A 20,234-nucleotide genomic window follows, 5' to 3' on the forward strand; every position below is an offset into this window, starting at 1 on the left:
TTTCTTTGTTGCCTCCCATCGCACGGCATTGCAACTCTCAGTACACTGCACGTTCCAACACCAACATCTGTTGAACTCGAGGTTTTTGCATGACGCTCAGTCCTTTGGCAGGCAAGCCGGCTCCGGCCAGCGTGCTGGTCGATATTCCCCGACTGCTCACCGCCTACTACACCGGCCGCCCCGACGCTGCCGTGGCGGCCCAGCGGGTGGCTTTCGGCACCTCCGGTCACCGGGGCACGTCGCTTGAGTTGAGCTTCAACGAGTACCATGTGCTGGCCATCACCCAGGCCATCTGCCTGTACCGCCAGGAAAAGGGCATCGATGGCCCGCTGTTCATTGGTGCCGACACCCACGCGCTGTCGGCCCCGGCCACTGCCAGCGCCCTGGAAGTGCTGGCCGCCAACGGTGTGCAGGTCATGCTGTCCAAGGACGACGAGTACACGCCCACACCGGCTGTGTCCCACGCCATCCTCTGCTACAACCGTGGCCGCACGCAGGGCCTGGCTGACGGTGTGGTCATCACCCCGTCGCACAACCCGCCGCAGAGCGGTGGCTTCAAGTACAACCCACCCAACGGCGGCCCTGCCGACAGCGACGTGACCAAGTGGGTCGAGGCCAAGGCCAACGAGCTGCTGGCAGCGAACCTGGCGGGCGTCAAACGCATGGACCATGCCCAGGCCTTGCAGGCACCGACCACCCAGCGCCATGACTATGTGAGCAACTATGTGGCCGACCTGGAAAACGTCATCGACTTCGACGTTATCCGCAGCGCCAAGCTGCGCCTGGGTGTCGACCCGCTGGGTGGGGCAGGGGTGCGTTACTGGTCGGCGATTGCCGAGCATTACAAGCTGGACCTGGAAGTGGTTAACACTGAGGTGGACCCGACCTTCCGCTTCATGACCGTCGACTGGGACGGCCAGATCCGCATGGACCCGTCATCGCCGTACGCCATGCAGGGCCTTATCGGCCTGCGCGAGCGCTTCGATGTGGCGTTCGCCTGCGACCCGGACCACGACCGCCACGGCATCGTCACCTCGGACGGCCTGCTGGCGCCGAACAACTACCTGGCCGTGGCCATCGACTACCTGTACCGCCACCGCCCGCAATGGCGCAGCGACGCCGCCGTGGGCAAGACCGTGGTCTCCAGCGGCCTGATCGATCGTGTCACCCAGCGCTTGGGCCGTGAGCTGTACGAAGTACCGGTGGGCTTCAAATTCTTCGCCCAAGGGCTGTTCGACGGCTCGCTTGGTTTTGGCGGCGAAGAAAGTGCCGGTGCGTCGTTCCTGCGCCGCGATGGCTCGGTCTGGGCCACCGACAAGGACGGGCTGATCCCGGCCTTGCTGGCCGCCGAGATGACCGCCCGCACCGGGCGCAACCCGAGCCAGGCCTACGCCGACCTGACCGAAGCACTGGGCAAGCCGTTCGCCACCCGTGTCGAGGCCAAGGCCGATGTGCGGCAGAAGGCGTTGCTGAGCAAGCTGGCGCCGGAGCAGGTGAAGTCGACCGAACTGGCCGGTGAGCCGATCGTGCAGATCCTCAGCCACGCCCCGGGCAATGGCCAGGCGATTGGCGGGTTGAAGGTGATGACCGCCAACGGTTGGTTCGCCGCACGCCCGTCGGGCACCGAAGACATCTACAAGATCTACGCCGAAAGCTTCATCGACGAGGCGCACCTGCAGCGCCTGGTGCAGGAAGCGCAGGTGCTTGTGGATGCGGCGATTGCCTGACCGGTAACAAACCGCTTGGTGCTGCGGCGCAACGTAAATTAGAATTAATCCTATTTACGCTGCCGCAGGGCCATTCCCATGATCGACGCCGCGCCGCCACCGGAGCCTAGCCTGCCAGCCCTGTACCGGGAGCATCGCGGCTGGCTCGAAACCTGGCTACGTCGGCGCCTGGGCAATGCCTGGGATGCCGCCGACCTCAGCCAGGACACTTTCCTGCGGGTACTGACCAGTGCCCAGCCATTGGCAGACATTCGCGAGCCACGTGCCTACCTGTTGACCGTAGGCAAGCGGCTGCTGAGTAATTTCCACCAGCGGCGCAGCCTGGAGCAGGCCTATCTTGATGCCCTGGTGCATCTGCCCGCGCAGCACGTGCCGTCGCCTGAGCAGCGCTGGGTATTGCTGGAAACCCTGCAAGCGCTGGACGAATTGCTGGACGGCCTGAAAGCGCCGGTGCGCAAGGCCTTTCTCTGGAGCCAGCTCGAAGGCCTGGGCTACGCCGAGATCGGCAAGCGCCTGGGCGTTTGTGAGCGATCTGTCAAACGCTACATGGCGCAGGCTTACGAACATTGCCTGCTGGCAGAGTTGCAATGACCACCCACTCCCCCGAAATCCGCGAAGCGGTGCGTGCTGCCGCTCGCTGGCTGGCGTTGCTGGATGCTGGCGACGCCAGCGAGACCGACTTGCTGCGCCTGGCCCAGTGGCGGGCCAGCAGCAGCCTGCACGAAGACGCCTGGCAGAAGGCATCCTTGCTGCGCGAGCGTTTTGCCGGGTTGCCCGGGGCGTTGGCCATGGCCACTCTGGACCGCCCTGATACCGGCCGGCGGGTGTTTCTCAAACAGGCCCTGGGCGTGGCGGCACTGCTGCCGGCGGCCTGGTTGGTGAGGCGTGAATTACCGCTGGACGCCTGGACAGCCGACCTGCGCACGTCGGTAGGGGAGCGCCGGCAGGTATTGCTGAGCGATGGCACATTCGTGCAGTTGAACACCGACAGTGCGGTCGATATCGACCTTGCAGCACGCCGCCTGACATTGCTGCGGGGTGAGGTGGCGGTCAAGGTGCCCGATAGCCTGAGCCTGACCTTGCAGGTGCCTTATGGCCAGGTGGCACTCAATGCCGGCGAAGTATGTGCGCGCCTGATCGAGCAGGCCTGCCGGGTGACGGTGGTCAGCGGCGCGGCCCGCTTGCAGCCGGTGCGCGGCGCGGCATTGATGCTGCAGGCGGGCCAGCAGGCCAGCCTGCAAGCTGATGGCGTTGGCCCTGTCACAGGTTTTGAGCAGTGGCCGCTGGGCTGGCGCGAGGGTGTGTTGCGGCTGGATGACCGCCCCTTGGGCGAACTGCTGCATGAGCTGCGCAGGTACCGCCCCGGCGTGCTGCGATGGGCGCCGGAACTGGAAAACCTGCGGGTTACCGGTACTTTCCGCCTCGACGACAGCGACCGGCTGCTGGCCTTGCTCGCCGCCAGCCTGCCGCTGCAGGTGCAGACGCGCACGCGTTATTGGGTAAGTCTGACTGCGCGAGAAAATCGTGCATGAGGCTGTCCCCTTTTTTTTACTCGCCGGTCATTACCGGTAGGAGAAAATAAAGGGGAGCCTTGTTCTATGTCTGCAGTAAAGTCTTGTCGCCTGCGCCCATTGGTGCGTGCAGCGCGTCCGTTGTTCGCCATGAGCCTGTTGTTGTCGGCTCCGGCCTGGGCTGATGAACCGGCCAGGCGTGCCTATCAGGTAGCGCCGGCCAGCCTGGGCGCTGCGTTGACCCGTTTTGCCGACCAGGCCGGCGTCAGCCTCTCACTGGACCCGGCATTGGTGAAAGGCCGGCAAAGCAATGGCCTGTCTGGCACTTACAGTGTCGATGAAGGGTTCACCCAGCTGCTGCGCGGCAGTGGTTTGCAGTTGCTGCCAGTGGGCGAGGGGGCCTTCACGCTGGTGCCTGTAACCCAGGCGGGTAGCGCGCTGGAAATCGCCCCGACCAGCATCGTTGGTGGCCTGGCCGCAGGTAACGAAACCCAGCCGTATGCGGGTGGGCAGGTGGCACGCCAGGGTGCACAGGGGCTGCTGGGGTCGCGCGATTTCATGGAAACCCCGTTCAGCATCACCAGCTACACCAGCGAGGCGGTGAAGAACCAGCAAGCGCGAACCTTGGGCGAACTCATCGCCAGCGACCCCTCGGTGCGTGCCACCAACCCGGCAGGTGGGCGTTTCGAACAGTTCACCATCCGCGGCTTCAGCCTGTTCAACAGTGACGTTGCGTACAACGGCCTGTACGGCATCCTGCCGACCTACTCGATCGACATGGAAATGGCCGACCGGGTCGATATCATCAAAGGCCCCAGCCAGTTGATCAATGGTATTTCGCCGCGTGGCAGCGTGGGCGGCGGGATCAACGTGCAGCCCAAGCGGGCCGGCGACAAGCCGATCACCGAGTTCACCGGCAGCTATGCGTCGGCTGGTCAGGCAGGCGGCGCGGTGGACGTTGGCCGGCGCTTTGGCGAAGGCCAGCAGTTTGGCGTGCGCTTCAACGGTGTGAAGCAGTCGGGCGATACCGAATGGGACCACCAGCGTGTCGACCGCGAAATGGCGGTGCTGGGCCTGGATTTTCGTGGCGAGCGCCTGCGGCTGTCGGCGGACCTGGGCCATACCGAACGTGATACCGATGCGCCCCAGGAGCGTGTGCTGGTGGGTGCCAACGCCAAGGTGCCGGATGCCAACGATGTACGTCGCAACTACGCCCAGGCCTGGAGCAAGGCGCGCACCAACGACACCTTCGGCGCGCTGCATGCCGAGTACGATATCAGCGAGTCACTGCTGGCTTATGGTGCGGTTGGCGCGCGCAAGAGCAACCATGACTTCCTGCGGCACAATGTCTCGATCACCAACGACGCTGGTGATTTTACCGTGCAGCCGCGCGACTTCACCCGGGATGAATCGGTGCGTACGGCCATGGCCGGCTTGCGCAACTGGTTCCATACCGGGCCGGTCAGCCATGAGCTGAACCTGGCCGCCAGCTACTTCTACATGGACTTCACCAACGGCGGTGCGCGCTATGCTTCGGCGCCGAGCAACCTGTACAACCCGGTAGCCACGCCGACGCCGGGCACGCCAACCCGTATCGACCCCGAGGTCTACACCGAAAACCGCTTCTCCGGTGTGGCGCTGGCCGACACGCTCGGCTTTTTCGACGACCGCCTGCTGCTGACATTGGGCGCGCGCTGGCAGCGGGTGCAAGTGGATGACTGGAGCGACGGGGTCAAGGGAGACACTGCCTACGACGAAGAAAAGGTCTCGCCTTCTGGCGGCGTGTTGCTCAAGGTCACCGACCAGCTATCGTTGTACGCCAACTACATGGAGGGCCTGAGCCAGGGCAAGATCGCGCCGTCGACCTCGATCAACGAAGACCAGATCTTCCCGCCGTTCACCAGCCGTCAGGTCGAGGTGGGGGCAAAGTACGACTTCGGCCAGGTGGCCTTCACCGCCAGCGCCTTCCGCATTCGCCAGCCCGCGTACGAGACCAACACGACCTCGCGGGTGTTCGGCCCCAATGGCAAGCGGGATAACCGCGGTATCGAGCTGAGCGTGTTCGGTGAACCCGTGCAAGGGGTGCGAGTGCTGGGCGGGGTGATGTATATCGACAGCGAACTGACCGATACCGTCGGTGGCGCTTTTGATGGCAACCGTGCACCGGCCACGCCAGAGTACAACGTCAACCTTGGCGCCGAATGGGACGTGCCGGGGGGGAATGGCCTGACCCTGACGGCGCGGGGCATTCACTCCAGCTCGCAGTACCTGGACCAGAACAACAGCAAGCAGATCGATGGCTGGGAGCGCTATGACGTGGGGGCGCGTTATGCGTTCAAGGTGGATGCCACCGAGGTGACCTTGCGGGCCAGTGTCGAGAACGTGCTGGATGACCGCTACTGGAGCTCGGCGGGGGCTTCGGATGACAGTGAGCCGGGGTTGACCCTTTCCACGCCACGTACCTATCTGCTCTCGGCAACCGTGGGTTTCTAAGCCGTCCCGCAAGCCTTTTGCATACTCTGTGGGAGCGGGCGTGTCGATGCGTCGAACCGCCGCGAATCAGGCGACTCGGTGGATGGCACCGGCTCCGCCGGTGTTCGCGGGCATGCCCGCTCCCACAGGGGCGCGTGCAAGACAGTCGCTCTTGTAGACGATCAGGTTGGCGCAATCGCCCGGCCCAGCTTCTGCGCCTGGGCTTGCAACACCCGCATCAAATGCATCGCCGCATGCGACGGCGGCTCGAAGCGCGAATAGACAAAGCTGATGTCGAAGTGAATCTCGTCCGCCAGCGGCACCACCGCCAGGCCGCTGTCTTGCGCCACGAACTCGTCGATCACGCTGATGCCCATGCCCTGCTTGACCAATGCCACAGCCTCGTTGGCATTGGTAAACGACAACAGTGACACCAACTGCACGCCGTGCCGCTCGATGTGCCCGGCCAGCAGCTTGCCAAACGGCATGTCGGGCCTGAACAACAGCAGGGCATGGCCTTCCAGTTGCCGCAACGTCAGCGAGGTGTGCCCGGCCAAAGCGTGGTCCGGTGGCATCACCACCACCATGCGCCCACGCATGAAGGCCTGCGAATGCAAGTGGTCGTGCACCACCGGCAGGGCGGCAATCGACAGGTCGACCTTTTTCGACAGGATCTGGTTGGGCATTTCGCCCATCAGCGAGGTTTGCCATTCGATGTTCAGCGACGGTGCCTCCCGCTTGAGCTGGGCCAGGGCAATCGGGATGACCACCGTCGACAGCGAAGCGCTGCACGAGATGCGCAACTTGCGGTGGCCGCCTGCGCCCAGTGACAGGGCGCATTCGTTGACCTCCAGCGCCGCCTGATACACCCGCTCGACTTCACGGAACAGCACCTGCGCCTCGGCCGTAGGCACCAGGCGGTTGTTGATGCGCTCGAACAGGCGGTAGCTCAAACGCCCTTCGATGTACTGGATCAACTTGCTGACGGCTGGCTGCGATACATACAGCAGCTTGGCCGCCGCGCTGATCGAGCCGGTCAGCATCACCGCGCGGAACACTTCCATGTGGCGCAGTTTGAACACCATGGGGCTTGCGTCTGCGCCTTCATTGCCAAGCTGCATGTGTATTACCTTCGGTTATGGTCTTTGCCATCTGGATATGAGCGTCAAACACGGCCACGCAGTATCTTGAACCCAGCCAAATCGCCCTTGCGGCGCACAATAACAAGATCTGAAGGCAAGCGCAGTGGCGCTTGTCGGGAGTGCTGCGTGAACATCTTTGACGAACCGAAGATCGATTGCCATAACCATTTGTTTGACCCTGCCCGTTTCCCTTACCACCCCGACGCGCCCTATGCGCCCTCCGGCCAGGAAGTCGCCACCCAGGAACAGTTCAGCCGGGTAATGGACACCTACGGTGTACAGCATGCCTTGCTGGTGGGCCCCAACAGCGGCTACCACACCGACAACCGCTGCCTGCTGCATGCCCTGGCCACCGGGCAGGGGCGGTTCAAGGGTGTGGCGGTGGTCGAGGCGGATATACACCTTGATGCGCTCGCCGCACTGCAGGCGCAGGGGGTGGTCGGTATCGCCTTCAACCCCGCGCTGTACGGGGTGGCCAGCCTCAAGGACGTTGGCCGGTTGTTCGGCAAGCTCGCCGAGCTCGACCTGTTCGCCCAGGTGCAGGTATGCGAAGACCAGTTGCTTGAACTGCGCAGCCTGCTTCAGGGCTCGCGTGCACGCCTGCTGATCGACCATTGCGGCCGGCCGGACGTGGCGGCTGGCGTGCAGCAGCCTGGCTTCCAGGCGTTGTTGCAACTGGCAGACAGTGGCCGCGCCAGCGTCAAGTTGTCAGGCATGCAGAAGTTCGCTGCGGCCGATGCGTTGCTGGAGCAGAGCCGTGCCTACGTCCATGCCCTGCTTGAAGCGTTTGGTGCCCAGGCCTGTGTGTGGGGCTCGGACTGGCCGTTCATTCGCCAGCGCTCGCGTGTGGACTACGGCCCACTGCTGAAACTGGCCGAGCGGTTGATGCCGGATGCCCGGCTACGCCACACGGTGATGTGGGACACCCCCCGACGTCTGTTCGGGTTCGCCTAGAACCTCGTTTTTGCCATTCCAATAACAAGAGAGCAACCGTCATGAACACAGAACAGAACGCCAGCGTCGGGGTGTTCGACACCCCGGCACGCGCGCAGCAACGCACCCGCACCCGCTTCATGATCCTGGCGCTGATTTCGGGTGGCACCATGATCAATTACCTCGACCGCAGCGTGATGGGCATTGCCGCGCCCAGCATCAGTGCCGACCTGGGCCTGAACGCGGCGATGATGGGGGTGATCTTTTCTGCCTTCTCGTGGACCTACGCAGCAGCGCAGATCCCGGGTGGCATTCTTATCGACCGGCTGGGCACCAAGCTCACCTATTGGCTGGCGCTGACGCTGTGGTCGCTGTTCACCGGCCTGCAAGGGCTGGCGCAGGGCTTCCTGTCGTTGCTGGGCATGCGCTTTCTGGTTGGGGTGACCGAGGCACCGTGCTTCCCTACCAACAGCCGGGTGGTGGCTACCTGGTTCCCGCAGAGTGAGCGGGCAAGAGCGACGGGTATCTACACCTTTGCCGAATACACCGGGCTGGCGTTCCTCACACCGCTGCTGTTCTGGGTGTTGCATGCCTACGGCTGGCGCTTCCTGCTGATGGCCGTAGGCCTGATGGGCATCCTCTATGGCCTGGTGTGGTGGCGCAAATACCACGAGCCGCACGAGTCGACCACGGCCAACCAGGCCGAGCTCGACTACATCGCTGCTGGCGGCGGGGTGGTCGATGGTGGGCAGAAAGCAACGGTGTTCCGCTGGTCGCAGATCCCGGCGCTGCTCAAGCACCGCAACATGCTGGGCATCTGCCTCGGGCAGTTCGCCTGCAACTCCACCAACGTGTTCTTCCTGACCTGGTTCCCCACCTACCTGGTGACCGAGCGGCATATGCCCTGGCTCAAGGTTGGCTGGGTGGCGGTGCTGCCGTTCATTGCCGCTTCGCTGGGCACCCTGGTCGGTGGCTGGCTGTCTGACGCCTTGCTGCGCCGTGGCTACTCGCTGAACGTTGCGCGCAAGCTGCCGGTTATCGCCGGGCTGCTGACTGCCTCGGTGATCGTGCTGGCCAACTACGTCGAGTCAGATGCGCTGGTCATCACCATCCTGTGCATCGCCTATTTCGCCCAGGGCATGTCGGCGCTGGCCTGGATGATCGTGTCCGACATCGCCCCCAAAGGTTTGCTGGGCCTCAGTGGGGGCCTGTTCAACCTGTTTGCCAACGCGGCGGGCATCGTTACCCCCCTGACCATCGGCATCATTGTTTCGCTGACCGGCTCGTTCGTCTGGGCCTTGGTGTTCGTGTCGTCGATCACTGTGTTGGGGGCGCTGTGCTACCTGTTCATGGTCAGCGACCTGCGTCGCTTGCCGGAAATTCCTTCTGTCGAAAATGGAGCTAAACAATGAGCCAGTACCTGCAAGGCCAGACCGCGATCGTGACCGGTGGCATGCGTGGCATCGGCCTGGCGATCGCCCAGCGCCTGCATACCGCCGGCGCCCAGGTAGTTATCTGGGACCTCGCTGTCGATGGTTGGAACAGTATGGAAAACGGCTTTGAGCCAGTGCTGCGCCAGGCGGTCGATGTGTCGTCGCTGGCCTCGGTGGAGGCGGCTTTTGCCGAGACATTGGCGCGCCTGGGGCAGGTACAGATTCTGGTCAACAATGCCGGCATCAACGGCCCGGTGGTGGCCTCGTGGGATTACCCGCCAGAGGCCTGGGACAAGGTCATCGCCATCGACCTGAACGGAGTGTTCTATTGCTGCCGCACCGTCATCCCGCACATGCGTGAAAACGGCTACGGGCGCATCGTCAACATCGCCTCCATGGCCGGTAAGGATGGCGTGCAGTACATCTCGGCCTATTCGGCCGCCAAAGCCGGGGTCATCGCCTTCACCAAGGCAGCAGCCAAGGAGCTCGCGCAGGACGGTGTGCTGCTCAACTGCGTGGCACCGGCCATGGTCGAGACGCCGCTGATGGCCGAGATGACGGCGGAGCATATTGCCGCGAGCAAGGCCAAGATCCCGATGGGGCGCTTCCTCAAGGCCGAGGAGATCGCCAACATGGTCAGCTGGATTGCCGGGCCCGAATGCAGCTTTACCACCGGCTTTGTGTTCGACCTCAGTGGCGGGAGGGCGACCTATTGAATGGCCTGGGCGTGGCGCACCTGACGGCGCTGGCGCTGGCGCCGGCAAGGCTGGTACGCGAGGCACGCCGCGCCGGGTTCAGTGCGGTGGGGCTGCGCCTGCACCCGGTGATGGCGGGTGCGCTGGCCTACCCGGTTGCGGCCGGTAGCCAGTCGATGCGCGAGCTGCGGGGCGTGCTGGCAGGTGAAGGCGTGCGTGTGACGGACATCGAGTTTGTGTCGCTGACGGCGCACACCCGGGTTGCGGACTACCAGGCGCTGTTGGCCGCAGGTGCCGAGCTGGGCGCGCAGAGCTTGACAGTGTCCGGCGACGATGAAGATGTTGCGCGGTTGACCGGCAACTTCGCAGTGCTGTGTGAAATGGCGCGTGGCCATGGCCTGCGCGTTGACCTGGAGTTCATGCGCTGGCGGCCGGTGGCGACTTTGCAACAGGCTTGCGCGGTGGTGGCCGGGGCGGGGCAGGGCAACGGTGGTGTGCTGATCGATGCCTTGCACCTGTTCCGCTCCGGTGGCCAAGTGTCCGACATCGCGGCAGTCGACCCGCGTTGGCTGCGTGCGGTGCAACTGTGTGATGCACCGATGTTGGCGCCCGCTGAGGCGCTGATCATCCCGGAGGCGCGCGAGGGCCGTTTGCTGCCGGGGCAAGGGCAGCTGCCGCTGGCAGCATTGCTGGCGGCATTGCCGGGGGACATGGACATCAGCGTGGAAGTACCGTCTGCCGGCTTGCCTGCTGAACAGCGGCTGCAAGCGGCGGCGCAGGTAACCCATGCCTGGCTGCATGGCAGGCGACCGGTGCCGCCCGCTGCGCAGGTTGCCGGTCACTCCTGATCCGGTACCACGGCGATCACGTCGATCTCCATCAGCCACTCGGCCTGGGCCAACCCGGCCACCACCAGCCCGGTGGAGATCGGGAACACACCCTTCAGCCACTTGCCCACTTCCTTGTACACCGGCTCGCGGAAGCGCGGGTCGGTGATGTAGGTGGTGGTCTTGACGATGTGCGACAGGTCCGAGCCGGCTTCTTCAAGCAACTGCTTGACGTTCTTCATCGCCTGTTCGGCCTGTGCCTGAGGGTCACCCAGGCCCACCAGCTTGCCTTCGAAGTCGGTACCGACCTGGCCGCGTACATAAATGGTATTACCGGCCCGTACAGCCTGGCACAGGTCGTTGTCCAGGGTCTGGTTGGGGTAGGTGACCTTGGTGTTGAACATGCGGATGCGAGTATGGGTAGGCATCAGTGGGCTCCGAGGGTGCTGACGTTGCTGATCGTGTTGGCTTGCTGCTCATCCGCTTCGCGCTGCTCGCGGTCGCGGTAGGCCAGGTAGGTGCGTTGCGTGGCGATGTGGCCGGCGACGTGCTTGGCGTCGTGCCATACGCCCCAGATGAAAGAAGAACCACGGCGCGACAGCCACGGCAGGCCAAGGAAGTACACGCCAGGTTCGCGGGCCACGCCGCGCTGGTGCTGGGGCTTGCCGTTGGCATCGAAGGTGTCCACCTGCAGCCAGCTGAAGTCCACGCCGTAACCGGTGGCCCAGATGATGCTGGTGATGCCGGCCTTGGCCAGGTCCAGCTCACGCAGCGGGTTGCTCATGCAGGCCGGGTCGGCCAGGCGTGTGCGGGCTTCGGGTTCTTCCGGCAGGTCCAGGCCGTTGCTTTCGATGTAGGCATCGGCGGCGTCCAGCAGGGCCAGGTAGTTTTCGTCGCCGCGGTTGATGTTCTCGACCAAGTTGTCCTGGAAGCGCGCCACGCCGTTCTCGAACGACTGGGTCAGGCCGACCAGGGTCATGCCTTGGTGGGCAAGGGCACGGAAGTCTACGGTGTGGCCACCGCGGGCGCCGCTGACGGCGATGGTCACGTGCTCGCGGCTGGGCTTGGCGATTTCTGCGTCCCATTCACCCAGCACACCCAGCCACCAGCAGAAGTCGCGGTTGCGGTAGGCCCGTGGCGGGCGGTCGTGGGCACCGACCGACAGGTACACCTGGCGGCCTGCGCGCATCAGTTCTTCGGCGATCTGCACCCCGGAAGAACCGGCCCCCACCACCAGCACCGCGCCTTCGGGCAACTGCTCAGGGTTGAAGTAGGCGGCGGAGTGGATCTGGTGCAGGTTACTGTCTTTAGGCGCGATGGCCGGGATCACCGGCTTCTGGAACGGGCCGGTAGCAGCGACTACACGATTGGCGCGAATAACCCCTTCGTTGGTTTCGATGGTGAAGCCAGGCCGATCGCTGTTGCGCACCACGCGCTTCACTTCGATGCCGGTGCGTACTGGCAGGTTGTACTTGCGTACGTACTGCTCGAAGTAGTCGGCCACCTGTTCTTTGCCTGCGAAGGCGTCGGCGTCGAGGTTGAATTCCAGGCCCGGGAAGCGGTCGTGCCAGACCGGGCCGTTGGCCACCAGCGAGTCCCAGCGGCCTGAGCGCCAGGCCTCGGCGATGCGGTTGCGCTCCAGCACCAGGTGCGGCACGCCAAGCTTGTTCAGGTGTTCGCTGATGGCCACGCCGGCCTGGCCGGCGCCGACGACGAGCGTGTCGATTTCGAGGTTGTTCAGTGTCATGTCCGAGCCCTTGTTCAGGCGGTTTTTGTAAGGTCGGTTTGGAGGACCGCCGTTGCCTGGAGCCAGACTAGGGATGCTGCACAAATGGCGAAAATAGTATTTAGCTGGTGCTTGCCGATAAAAACGCGAAGGCCCCGAATTCTTTGGGCCTGCACAGGAGAAACTGGCCCGAAACAAACGTAGGAGCGAGCTTGCTCGCGATGCGCCGCGCGATCTCAGCCACAGCACAGTATTTTCCTGCTTAACCCCTCGGAAAATGTTGGTTTCGTGGGGTAGAAGGTTGCGCCCAGAATGGCCTGCATCGCACAGGACAACAGGAGCTTTACCATGACCTTCTCCATCATCGGCCGCTGCCAGGAAACCGGCCAGGTCGGCATCGCCATCAGTTCGTCGAGCATCGCCGTGGGCGCCCGCTGCCCTTGGGTGCGTGCGGGTGTCGGCGCTGTTTCCACGCAGAACATCACCTTGCCGGCGCTGGGACCACAGATTCTTGATGCCCTGGAGCAGGGCCAGTTGCCGCCCGCTGCTGTGCTGGACCGGGTGCTGAGCGCCAATGGCTGGAGCGAGTACCGCCAGGTCACGGTAATCGACAGCCACGGCCAGGTGGCGCTGTTCACCGGTCGCGAGGCATTGGGCACGCACAACGCCGTGGCCGGTGAGCAATGTGCGGCGGCGGGTAACCTGTTGTCTTCGACCCAGGTGATCGAAGCGATGGTCGCGGCCTTCGAACAGGCCGGCGGGCACCTGGCTGACCGTTTGCTGGCGGCCATGCACGCGGCGATGGCCGCAGGTGGCGAAGCCGGGCCGGTGCACTCGGCGGCGTTGAAGATTGCTGGCGAGCTGACCTGGCCACTGGTGGACTTGCGGGTGGACTGGGCCGAAACCGATCCGATCGGTGTGCTCGACGGCCTGTGGCAAGCGTACCGCCCGCAGATGCAGGATTACGTTACCCGCGCCCTCAACCCGACCGCCGCGCCAACCTACGGGGTGCCGGGCGATGAGTGAATTTGCCAGCCGCACGCTGCTGGCGCGGCTGATCGGCTTTGCCACGGTCAGCCGCGACTCCAACTTGGCCCTGATCGGCTTCATCCGCGATTATCTGGCCGATCTGGGGGTAGAGTGCGAGCTGTTCCATAACCCGGAGGGCACCAAGGCCAACCTGTTTGCCACCATCGGTCCCAAGGATGTGGGTGGTGTAGTGCTGTCCGGGCATACCGATGTGGTGCCGGTGGACGGCCAGGCCTGGACGGTCGAGCCGTTTGCGCTCAGCGAACGCGATGGCCGCCTTTATGGGCGTGGCACAGCTGATATGAAAGGCTTCATCGCGTCGGTGCTGGCAGCTGTGCCCGCGTTCCTCGCCCAGCCGCTGCGCATGCCGGTGCACCTGGCGTTCTCCTACGACGAAGAGGTCGGTTGCCTGGGCGTGCGCTCGATGCTCGCGGCGCTGGAGCAGCGCCCGTACAAACCAAGGCTGTGCCTGATTGGCGAACCCACCGAACTGAAACCGGTGCTGGGGCACAAGGGCAAGCTGGCGATGCGCTGCCAGGTGCACGGTGCAGCTTGCCACTCGGCGTATGCACCGTATGGCGTGAATGCCATCGAGTACGCGGCGAAGCTGATCGGCAAGCTGGGCGATATCGGCGATGCCCTGGCCTTGCCGGAGCATCATGACGAGCGCTTCGACCCGCCATTCTCCACGGTGCAGACCGGGGTGATCAAAGGGGGCAGGGCGTTGAACATCGTGCCGGCCGAGTGCGAGTTCGATTTCGAAGTGCGCGCCTTGCCGGGGTTTGAAGCACAGGCGGTGGCCGACCAGTTACAGACGTATGCTGAAGCGGAGTTGCTGCCGCGCATGCGCAAGGTCCACGCCGACAGTGACATTCGCCTGGAAGCGCTGAGTGCCTACCCTGGGCTGGCCACACCGGAGGACAGCGAAGCTGCGCGGCTGGTGGCGTTGCTCAGTGGCTCGGATGAATTCGGCACGGTGGCGTTTGGTACCGAAGGCGGGCTGTTCGACCAGGCGGGCATTCCGACCGTAGTGTGTGGACCTGGCAGCATGGACCAAGGCCACAAGCCGGATGAATTTGTCAGTGTCGAACAGTTGCAGGGCTGTGATGCCATGCTGCTCAGGCTGGTGGATTACCTTAAGCAGGATTGATCGGGTTGGCTTCTTCGCGGGCTTGCCCGCTCCCACAGGTACTGCGCGGTCCTTGAGACCAGTGGGATCCCTGTGGGAACGGGCGAGCCCGTGAAGAGGCCATCAGCGTGAACATCAGATTTCGATTGATCCAGTGACCAACCCATAAACGGCAATCACTGCCCCCAGCACCACCACCGCAAAAACCGCCCGCTCGAACCCGTTGAACACCTGCCGCTGCTGCTCCATCCGCGCCATGATGTACAGCACCGTCCCCGGCCCATAGATCACCGCCGACAGCAGCAGGTACTTCATCCCGCCCGCCCAAACCATCAGCACCGCATAGGCGGTTGCAAGCAGGGCTACCAGCAGGTCCTTGCCGCGTTCGGCTGTGTCGTTTTCATAGGTCTCCCGGCGTACCGCCAGCTTCAGCGCATAAGCCGCCACCATCAGGTACGGGATCAAGGTCAACGAACTGGTCAGCTCCAGCGCCAGGGTAAAGGCATACTCGGTGAACCATGTCAGCAGCAGGAACAACTGCACGAACAAGGTGGTCAGCCATAGCGCCGCCGAGGGCACCTGTTGCGGGTTCTGCCGGGTAAGAAAGGCCGGCATGGCCTGGTCATGGGCGGCCGAATACAGCACTTCTGCCGCCAGCAGGGTCCATGAGAGGTAAGCCCCGAGTACCGAGATGATCAGGCCGATGCTGATGAAGATCGCCCCCCAGCGCCCGACAATCGACTCCAGTACCCCGGCCATGGATGGTTGACGCAGCCCGGCCAGCTCCGGGCGCAGCATCACGCCATAGCTGAGCAAGGTGATCAGCACCAGCAGGCACAGCACGCCGACAAAACCAAGCACCGTGGCGATGCCGACATCGCGGCGGTTGCGTGCATAGCGTGAATACACGCTGGCGCCTTCGATGCCCAGGAACACGAACACGGTCACCAGCATGGTGCTGCGTACCTGCTCGAACAGCGATTCACCGGGTGGCAGCAACTCGGCGGCGGCATGCCCGACGCGGCCGTAGTCGTCGAGGTGTGCCAGGTCGACTACCGGGCCGATTGCAGCGGTGCCCCAGAAGTTCTGGTTGAACAGCTCGCTGTCGAAGGCGGCGATGATGACCACGATGAACACCAGAATCGGGATCATCTTCGCCACGGTGGCGATGCTGTTGATCACCGCCGCCTGTTGTACGCCGCGCAGTACCAGAAAGTGGAAGGCCCACAGCAGCACTGACGACACGGCAATGGCCGCTACTGTGTTGCCCTCGCCGAACACCGGGAAGAATGCGCCGAGTGTCGACTTGATCAGGATGAAATACGACACGTTGCCGATGCAGGTGCCGGCCCAGAAGCCGAAGGCCGAGGCAAAGCCCAGGTAGCTGCCAAAACCGGCGCTCGCGTAGGCGTAGATACCCGAGTCCAGGTCCGGGCGGCGGCGGGCGAGGGTCTGGAACACGAAAGCCAGCATCAGCATGCCAAGGCCGGCGATACACCATGCGATGATTGCACCGAGGCCACCGGTGGCGCGGCCGAATGTGGCGGGCAGGGAGAAGATGCCGGCGCCGACCATGGAGCCTACCACCAGGGCGGTGAGCGACCAGACGTTGAGTTTGCCTTCCGTTGCGCTGCTCATTGGCTTTGCGCTCCCTTGCAGTGAAGGGTTGAGTAAAGACCGGGGAAAGGGGGTGTGCCAGTTGCAGCGTTCTTTCAATGGCGGCGCTCCCACAGGGACGGCGCAGTCCTTGAGTGCTGCACCGTCCCTGTGGGAGCGGGCGAGCCCGCGAATGGGCCGCAACGCGGCCCCGGCAATTTAGAAGGTAGCCTTGACCTGCAGGCCAACCACCAGCGCGTTGTCGATGTCCTTCCCGGAGAACGCACCCGGCTCGATGATGTATTGCACATCCGGGCGCAGGTTCAGCCACGGCGTGGCCTGGTAGCCATAGCTCAGCTCGATCAACTGCTCGGCGCTGTCGATATCCGGGAACTGCTGGCCAGCGTTGAACGCGGCATCTTCCATTACATCGCGGCTACGCGGGTTGGGCACGGCACGGCCGTAACCCAGCGCCACGGTATCCTTCGGGCGGCCTTCAAACGGCTTGTACAGCACCACGCCGGTGCCATACCACTTGGTGAACGGCGAAGCGGCCTTGCTGGATGCCGAATACTGGCCAAAGGCGTGCAGGCTGCGGCCTGGCGAGCCTGGGTCGTTCCAGACGGCCTGGTCGATCAGCAGGTAATGGCCGCCACGGCCGGATACTTCATCATCGCTGCCGATGCGTTTCACATCGGAGCTGTCGTAGTAGTAGCCCAGCTTGTACTCGCCCGGCAGTTCACCCTGCAGCTTGTACACCAGTTCCACCGGTACCACGGTACCAGTGGTGTGCTTTGGCCCCAGGTGCCAGGCGCGGCTGGAATTGCCGTTGCTCTCGGGGTCGACGTTGAACGCCGCCACGCGCAATTGCCAGGCAGGCGACAGGTCGTACTTCACCCGCACGCCCAGGTGGGCGTTGGGGTAGTTGGTCCAGCCGCTGCCACCGGACATGTTCAGCGGGTGGCCGCAGAAACCGGCGTTCATGAAGTTGCACAGGATGCCACTGTCCAGGCCACCCAGGTCGTTACCCATGGCCATGTAGCCCAGCTTGACGTTGAGCGCCGGGGTGAACAGGGTGCGCTCGTAGCTCAGCTCGGTCAGGCGGGTGTACAGGCCACCGAAGTTTTCCTGGATGGGCAGGCGGTTGCCTACCAAGTCTTCCGAGGCGCTATTACCGCGGCGGTCGTTGATGGTCAGCTGGACCTTGCCACCGTTGTCCAGGCCGTACAGTTTCGACAGGTCGAACTGCACACCCAGCTTGACGTTCTGCGAGTAACGCGCCGAGCGGTGCAGGCCGCCATGGGCGTTGTAGGCGGTTTCACCGCTGTAGTCGCCGGAGATCTTGACGCCGTCTTCTTCCAGCTGGTGGCGCAGGCCGCCCCAGTCACCGGTGAGGGTATTGCGGGTCAGCAGGTCGCCGTCGGCCAGGGCGGTGGTGCTGGCCAGGGCCAACAGCAGGGTAGGGGTGATGCGAATTACGGATGGCATTGCTCTGTCTCGAATTGTATTGGGGCCATTCGCGGGAACGCCCGCTCCCACAACCGGCAGTGCGGTCCTGGTGGGAGCGGGCGTGTCCGCGAAGCAGGCGACGCGGTCTTACGGCAGCGCGTAAGAAATCACGTAGTCGCCACGGTCAGTCGATTGGCGGGCGCCGCCAGCGGTAATGACTACGTACTGCTTGCCGGTCTTCGGCGAAACGTAGGTCATCGGGCCGCCCTGGCTGCCCACTGGCAGGCGGGCCTTCCAGATTTCGCTGCCGTTGCTGCTGTCGTAGGCGCGCAGGTAGAAGTCCTGGGTGCCGGCGATGAACACCAGGCCGCCTTGGGTCGACAGGGTGCCGCCCAGGGTTGGCAGGCCGATCTTGATCGGCAGGTGCATGCGGATACCTAGCGGGCCGGTGTCTTCAACGGTGCCCACCGGTACTTGCCAGGCGACCTGGCGGGTCTTCATGTCGATGGCGGTCAGGGTGCCGAACGGTGGTGCCTGGCACGGGATGCCGGCTACCGACAAGAAACGGTTCTTGTTCACCGCATACGGGGTGCCCTTGAGCGGTACTGCGCCCATGCCGGTGTTCAGCGCTTCGCCACCGGAAGATGCACCGCCTTTGTTCTGCGACGGAATCATCTGGATCCACAGGCCCAGGCGCATGTCGTTGACGAAGATGAAGCCATGGACCGGGTCGGTGGAAATGCTGCCCCAGTTCATGCCACCCAGCGAACCCGGGAAGCTCAGCGACAGGTCGGTGCCCGGTGCGGTGTACAGGCCGTCGTAGCGCATTTTCTTGAAGTCGATGCGGCACAGCAGTTGGTCATACGGGGTGGCGCCCCACATGTCCGACTCGGTCAGGGTTTGCGCGCCGATCTGCGGCATGCCCACCGACTTCGGCTGGGTTGGGGAGTACGGCTCGTTCGGGATGTTGCTTGGCTTGACCGGTACTTCGTCGACCTGGGTCAGCGGCTTGCCGGTGGCGCGGTCGAGCACGTAGATCTGCCCGGCCTTGGTGCCGATCACCACCGCAGGTACCGACTGGCCGTCGTCCTTGGTGAAGTCGATCAGGCTTGGCTGCATCGGCAGGTCGAAGTCCCACAGGTCGTTGTGAACGGTCTGGTAAACCCACTTCTGGTTGCCGGTGGTGGCGTCCAGGGCCAGCACCGAAGCGCCGTAGGTGTGGTCCAGCTTGTTGCGTTCCACGCCGTAGATATCGGTGGACGACGAGCCCATTGGCAGGAACAGGGTGTTCATCGCCGGGTCGTAAGACATCGGTGCCCAGCTGTTCGGGGTGCTGCGCACGTAGGTGCTGTCACCCTGCGGTGCCTGGCGATCTTCCGGGTTGCCCGGGTCGAAGGCCCAGCGCATTTCACCGGTGATCACGTCGAAGCCACGGATCACGCCGCCTGGCATGTCGGTCTGGACGTTGTCGGCAACACGGCCGCCGACCACCACGGTGGTACCGGCCATCAGCGGCGCGGAGGACAGCTGGTAGAAAGAGTCTGGCACATTGCCCAGGCCGGCCATCAGGTTGACCTGGCCGTTGGTGCCGAAGCCCTGGCAGAACTCGCCGTTGTCGGCGTCGACGGCAATCAGGCGGCCATCGATGGTGTTGGTCAGCAGGCGACGCTGGCAGTTGGCTCCTGCAGGCACGCTACCGCCAGCGATTGGCGAGCTGTTCGGCTGGGTCGGCTGGGCGATGGCGGCAGAGGCGTCGAAGTAGGCCATGCCACGGCAACGCTGCCAGACCTTGGACTGGGCGTTGATTTCGTTCTTCCACAGCTCTTTGCCGGTGTCGGCATCAAGGGCGATCAGGTTGTTGTGCGGGGTGCAGATGAACACCTTGTTGCCGATCTGCAACGGGGTCAGCTGGTCCTCGGCACCGTTGCCGTCGCTGATGGCCACATCACCGGTGTGGTAGGTCCAGGCCACTTTCAGCTTGTTGACGTTGTCGCGGTTGATCTGGTCCAGCGCGGCGAAGCGGCTGCCACCTTCGGTGTTGCCGTAGTGGGCCCAGTCTTTCTGCTCTTTGCCGGCTTCGACCGGGGTCATGCCCGGGCCTTTGCCGGTTGGGGCGACGCTCGGGTGGGCAACGAACATGTTGCCGGCGGCGATCACCAGTGCCACGGCCATCACCCCGGCAACGCCGTAGGCACCACGGCCAGCGCTGGCGCCATTGGCACGGGCCAGCAGCGGGTAAACCAGCGCCACCACCATGCCGATCGCGGCAAACATGAACAGGCGTGAGAACAGCGGCCAGAATACCAGGCCAGTATCGATCAGCGCCCAGACTGCGGTACCGATCAGAAACGCCGCGTACAGCCAGGCGCCGGCCTTTTTGCGACGGGCGATGAGAATACCGGCGATGGCCATGGCCAGGCCGCCGATCAGGAAGTACAGGGAGCCGCCCAGGCCGGCCAGCTTGATGCCGCCAGCAGCCAGGAGGAGGCCGAGCAGGGCGATGATCACGCCCAGGCCAATCAGAATGATGTTTGTGGCGCCAGGAGCGCGCGGTGTTTCGTTCAT

The 20,234-nt window shown here is 64.0% G+C and carries 16 protein-coding genes; 10 read left to right on the forward strand and 6 right to left on the reverse strand.

The features are described from left to right. Positions 1-89 precede the first annotated feature (89 nt). The 4 genes from pgm to P0Y58_14720 all read left to right on the forward strand — a co-directional run bounded on the left by pgm (position 90) and on the right by P0Y58_14720 (position 5,731). Positions 90-1,727 carry a phosphoglucomutase (alpha-D-glucose-1,6-bisphosphate-dependent) gene (pgm, locus tag P0Y58_14705; protein ID WEK28159.1) on the forward strand — a complete coding sequence of 546 codons (1,638 nt, stop codon included), beginning with the start codon at positions 90-92 and terminating at the stop codon, positions 1,725-1,727. Between the two features lie 78 nt (positions 1,728-1,805). Further along, complete coding sequence (locus tag P0Y58_14710) at positions 1,806-2,318, forward strand: sigma-70 family RNA polymerase sigma factor (GenBank protein WEK28160.1); 513 nt, start codon at positions 1,806-1,808, stop codon at positions 2,316-2,318. Next, on the forward strand, positions 2,315-3,259 hold the full coding sequence (locus P0Y58_14715; protein ID WEK28161.1) for a FecR domain-containing protein: 945 nt from the start codon (positions 2,315-2,317) through the stop codon (positions 3,257-3,259). Before P0Y58_14710 ends, P0Y58_14715 begins: the two co-directional genes overlap by 4 nt. Before the next feature lie 66 nt (positions 3,260-3,325). Beyond that, a complete protein-coding gene (locus P0Y58_14720) occupies positions 3,326-5,731 on the forward strand; it encodes a TonB-dependent receptor (protein ID WEK28162.1) in 2,406 nt (801 codons plus the stop codon). A gap of 161 nt (positions 5,732-5,892) precedes the next feature. Here the strand turns inward: P0Y58_14720 and P0Y58_14725 are convergent, their stop codons facing one another. Beyond that, the gene (locus P0Y58_14725; protein ID WEK28163.1) at positions 5,893-6,831 is read right to left on the reverse strand and encodes a LysR family transcriptional regulator; all 939 of its coding nucleotides are present in this window, start codon (positions 6,829-6,831) and stop codon (positions 5,893-5,895) included. Positions 6,832-6,978: 147 nt separating this feature from the next. Between P0Y58_14725 and P0Y58_14730 the strand changes: the two genes are divergently transcribed. From P0Y58_14730 to P0Y58_14745, 4 genes are read left to right on the forward strand one after another with little or no spacing between them, the layout of a single operon-like run. Continuing rightward, complete coding sequence (locus tag P0Y58_14730) at positions 6,979-7,806, forward strand: amidohydrolase family protein (protein ID WEK28164.1); 828 nt, start codon at positions 6,979-6,981, stop codon at positions 7,804-7,806. Positions 7,807-7,847: 41 nt separating this feature from the next. Then, positions 7,848-9,197 carry an MFS transporter gene (locus tag P0Y58_14735; protein WEK28165.1) on the forward strand — a complete coding sequence of 450 codons (1,350 nt, stop codon included), beginning with the start codon at positions 7,848-7,850 and terminating at the stop codon, positions 9,195-9,197. Continuing rightward, positions 9,194-9,934 carry an SDR family NAD(P)-dependent oxidoreductase gene (locus P0Y58_14740; protein WEK28166.1) on the forward strand — a complete coding sequence of 247 codons (741 nt, stop codon included), beginning with the start codon at positions 9,194-9,196 and terminating at the stop codon, positions 9,932-9,934. Before P0Y58_14735 ends, P0Y58_14740 begins: the two co-directional genes overlap by 4 nt. Then, on the forward strand, positions 9,931-10,761 hold the full coding sequence (locus P0Y58_14745; GenBank protein ID WEK28167.1) for a TIM barrel protein: 831 nt from the start codon (positions 9,931-9,933) through the stop codon (positions 10,759-10,761). Before P0Y58_14740 ends, P0Y58_14745 begins: the two co-directional genes overlap by 4 nt. Here P0Y58_14745 and P0Y58_14750 read toward each other — a convergent pair. Both P0Y58_14750 and P0Y58_14755 read right to left on the reverse strand, forming a co-directional pair. Continuing rightward, positions 10,752-11,168: a RidA family protein gene (locus P0Y58_14750; protein ID WEK28168.1), complete on the reverse strand. Its 417-nt coding sequence runs from the start codon at positions 11,166-11,168 to the stop codon at positions 10,752-10,754. The genes P0Y58_14745 and P0Y58_14750 overlap by 10 nt on opposite strands. Next, positions 11,168-12,487 (reverse strand): NAD(P)/FAD-dependent oxidoreductase, encoded by a 1,320-nt coding sequence (locus P0Y58_14755; GenBank protein WEK28169.1) that lies wholly within the window; start codon positions 12,485-12,487, stop codon positions 11,168-11,170. The genes P0Y58_14750 and P0Y58_14755 overlap by 1 nt, the downstream gene beginning before the upstream one ends. 327 nt (positions 12,488-12,814) lie before the next feature. Between P0Y58_14755 and P0Y58_14760 the strand changes: the two genes are divergently transcribed. After that, a complete protein-coding gene (locus P0Y58_14760) occupies positions 12,815-13,492 on the forward strand; it encodes a DUF1028 domain-containing protein (protein ID WEK28170.1) in 678 nt (225 codons plus the stop codon). Next, positions 13,485-14,645, forward strand: coding sequence for an acetylornithine deacetylase (gene argE / locus P0Y58_14765; GenBank protein ID WEK28171.1), 1,161 nt, complete (start codon positions 13,485-13,487; stop codon positions 14,643-14,645). Before P0Y58_14760 ends, argE begins: the two co-directional genes overlap by 8 nt. Before the next feature lie 114 nt (positions 14,646-14,759). Here the strand turns inward: argE and P0Y58_14770 are convergent, their stop codons facing one another. The 3 genes from P0Y58_14770 to P0Y58_14780 form a co-directional block, all read right to left on the reverse strand. Then, a complete protein-coding gene (locus P0Y58_14770; GenBank protein ID WEK28172.1) occupies positions 14,760-16,262 on the reverse strand; it encodes an amino acid permease in 1,503 nt (500 codons plus the stop codon). A 177-nt stretch (positions 16,263-16,439) separates the two neighbouring features. After that, positions 16,440-17,708, reverse strand: a complete 1,269-nt coding sequence (locus P0Y58_14775) for a carbohydrate porin (protein WEK28173.1) — start codon at positions 17,706-17,708, stop codon at positions 16,440-16,442. Between the two features lie 108 nt (positions 17,709-17,816). After that, complete coding sequence (locus tag P0Y58_14780) at positions 17,817-20,234, reverse strand: glucose/quinate/shikimate family membrane-bound PQQ-dependent dehydrogenase (protein ID WEK28174.1); 2,418 nt, start codon at positions 20,232-20,234, stop codon at positions 17,817-17,819.

The organism is Candidatus Pseudomonas phytovorans, assembly GCA_029202525.1.
GTDB classification, from domain to species: domain Bacteria; phylum Pseudomonadota; class Gammaproteobacteria; order Pseudomonadales; family Pseudomonadaceae; genus Aquipseudomonas; species Aquipseudomonas phytovorans.

Coding starts and splice junctions, on each gene's coding strand:
- P0Y58_14740 (WEK28166.1), top strand. CDS start 9,194: ATGAGCCAGTACCTGCAAGGCCAGACCGCGATCGTGACCGGTGGCATG.
- P0Y58_14720 (WEK28162.1), top strand. CDS start 3,326: ATGTCTGCAGTAAAGTCTTGTCGCCTGCGCCCATTGGTGCGTGCAGCG.
- P0Y58_14725 (WEK28163.1), bottom strand. CDS start 6,831: ATGCAGCTTGGCAATGAAGGCGCAGACGCAAGCCCCATGGTGTTCAAA.
- pgm (WEK28159.1), top strand. CDS start 90: ATGACGCTCAGTCCTTTGGCAGGCAAGCCGGCTCCGGCCAGCGTGCTG.
- P0Y58_14710 (WEK28160.1), top strand. CDS start 1,806: ATGATCGACGCCGCGCCGCCACCGGAGCCTAGCCTGCCAGCCCTGTAC.
- argE (WEK28171.1), top strand. CDS start 13,485: ATGAGTGAATTTGCCAGCCGCACGCTGCTGGCGCGGCTGATCGGCTTT.
- P0Y58_14780 (WEK28174.1), bottom strand. CDS start 20,234: ATGAACGAAACACCGCGCGCTCCTGGCGCCACAAACATCATTCTGATT.
- P0Y58_14735 (WEK28165.1), top strand. CDS start 7,848: ATGAACACAGAACAGAACGCCAGCGTCGGGGTGTTCGACACCCCGGCA.
- P0Y58_14770 (WEK28172.1), bottom strand. CDS start 16,262: ATGAGCAGCGCAACGGAAGGCAAACTCAACGTCTGGTCGCTCACCGCC.
- P0Y58_14715 (WEK28161.1), top strand. CDS start 2,315: ATGACCACCCACTCCCCCGAAATCCGCGAAGCGGTGCGTGCTGCCGCT.
- P0Y58_14750 (WEK28168.1), bottom strand. CDS start 11,168: ATGCCTACCCATACTCGCATCCGCATGTTCAACACCAAGGTCACCTAC.
- P0Y58_14775 (WEK28173.1), bottom strand. CDS start 17,708: ATGCCATCCGTAATTCGCATCACCCCTACCCTGCTGTTGGCCCTGGCC.
- P0Y58_14755 (WEK28169.1), bottom strand. CDS start 12,487: ATGACACTGAACAACCTCGAAATCGACACGCTCGTCGTCGGCGCCGGC.
- P0Y58_14760 (WEK28170.1), top strand. CDS start 12,815: ATGACCTTCTCCATCATCGGCCGCTGCCAGGAAACCGGCCAGGTCGGC.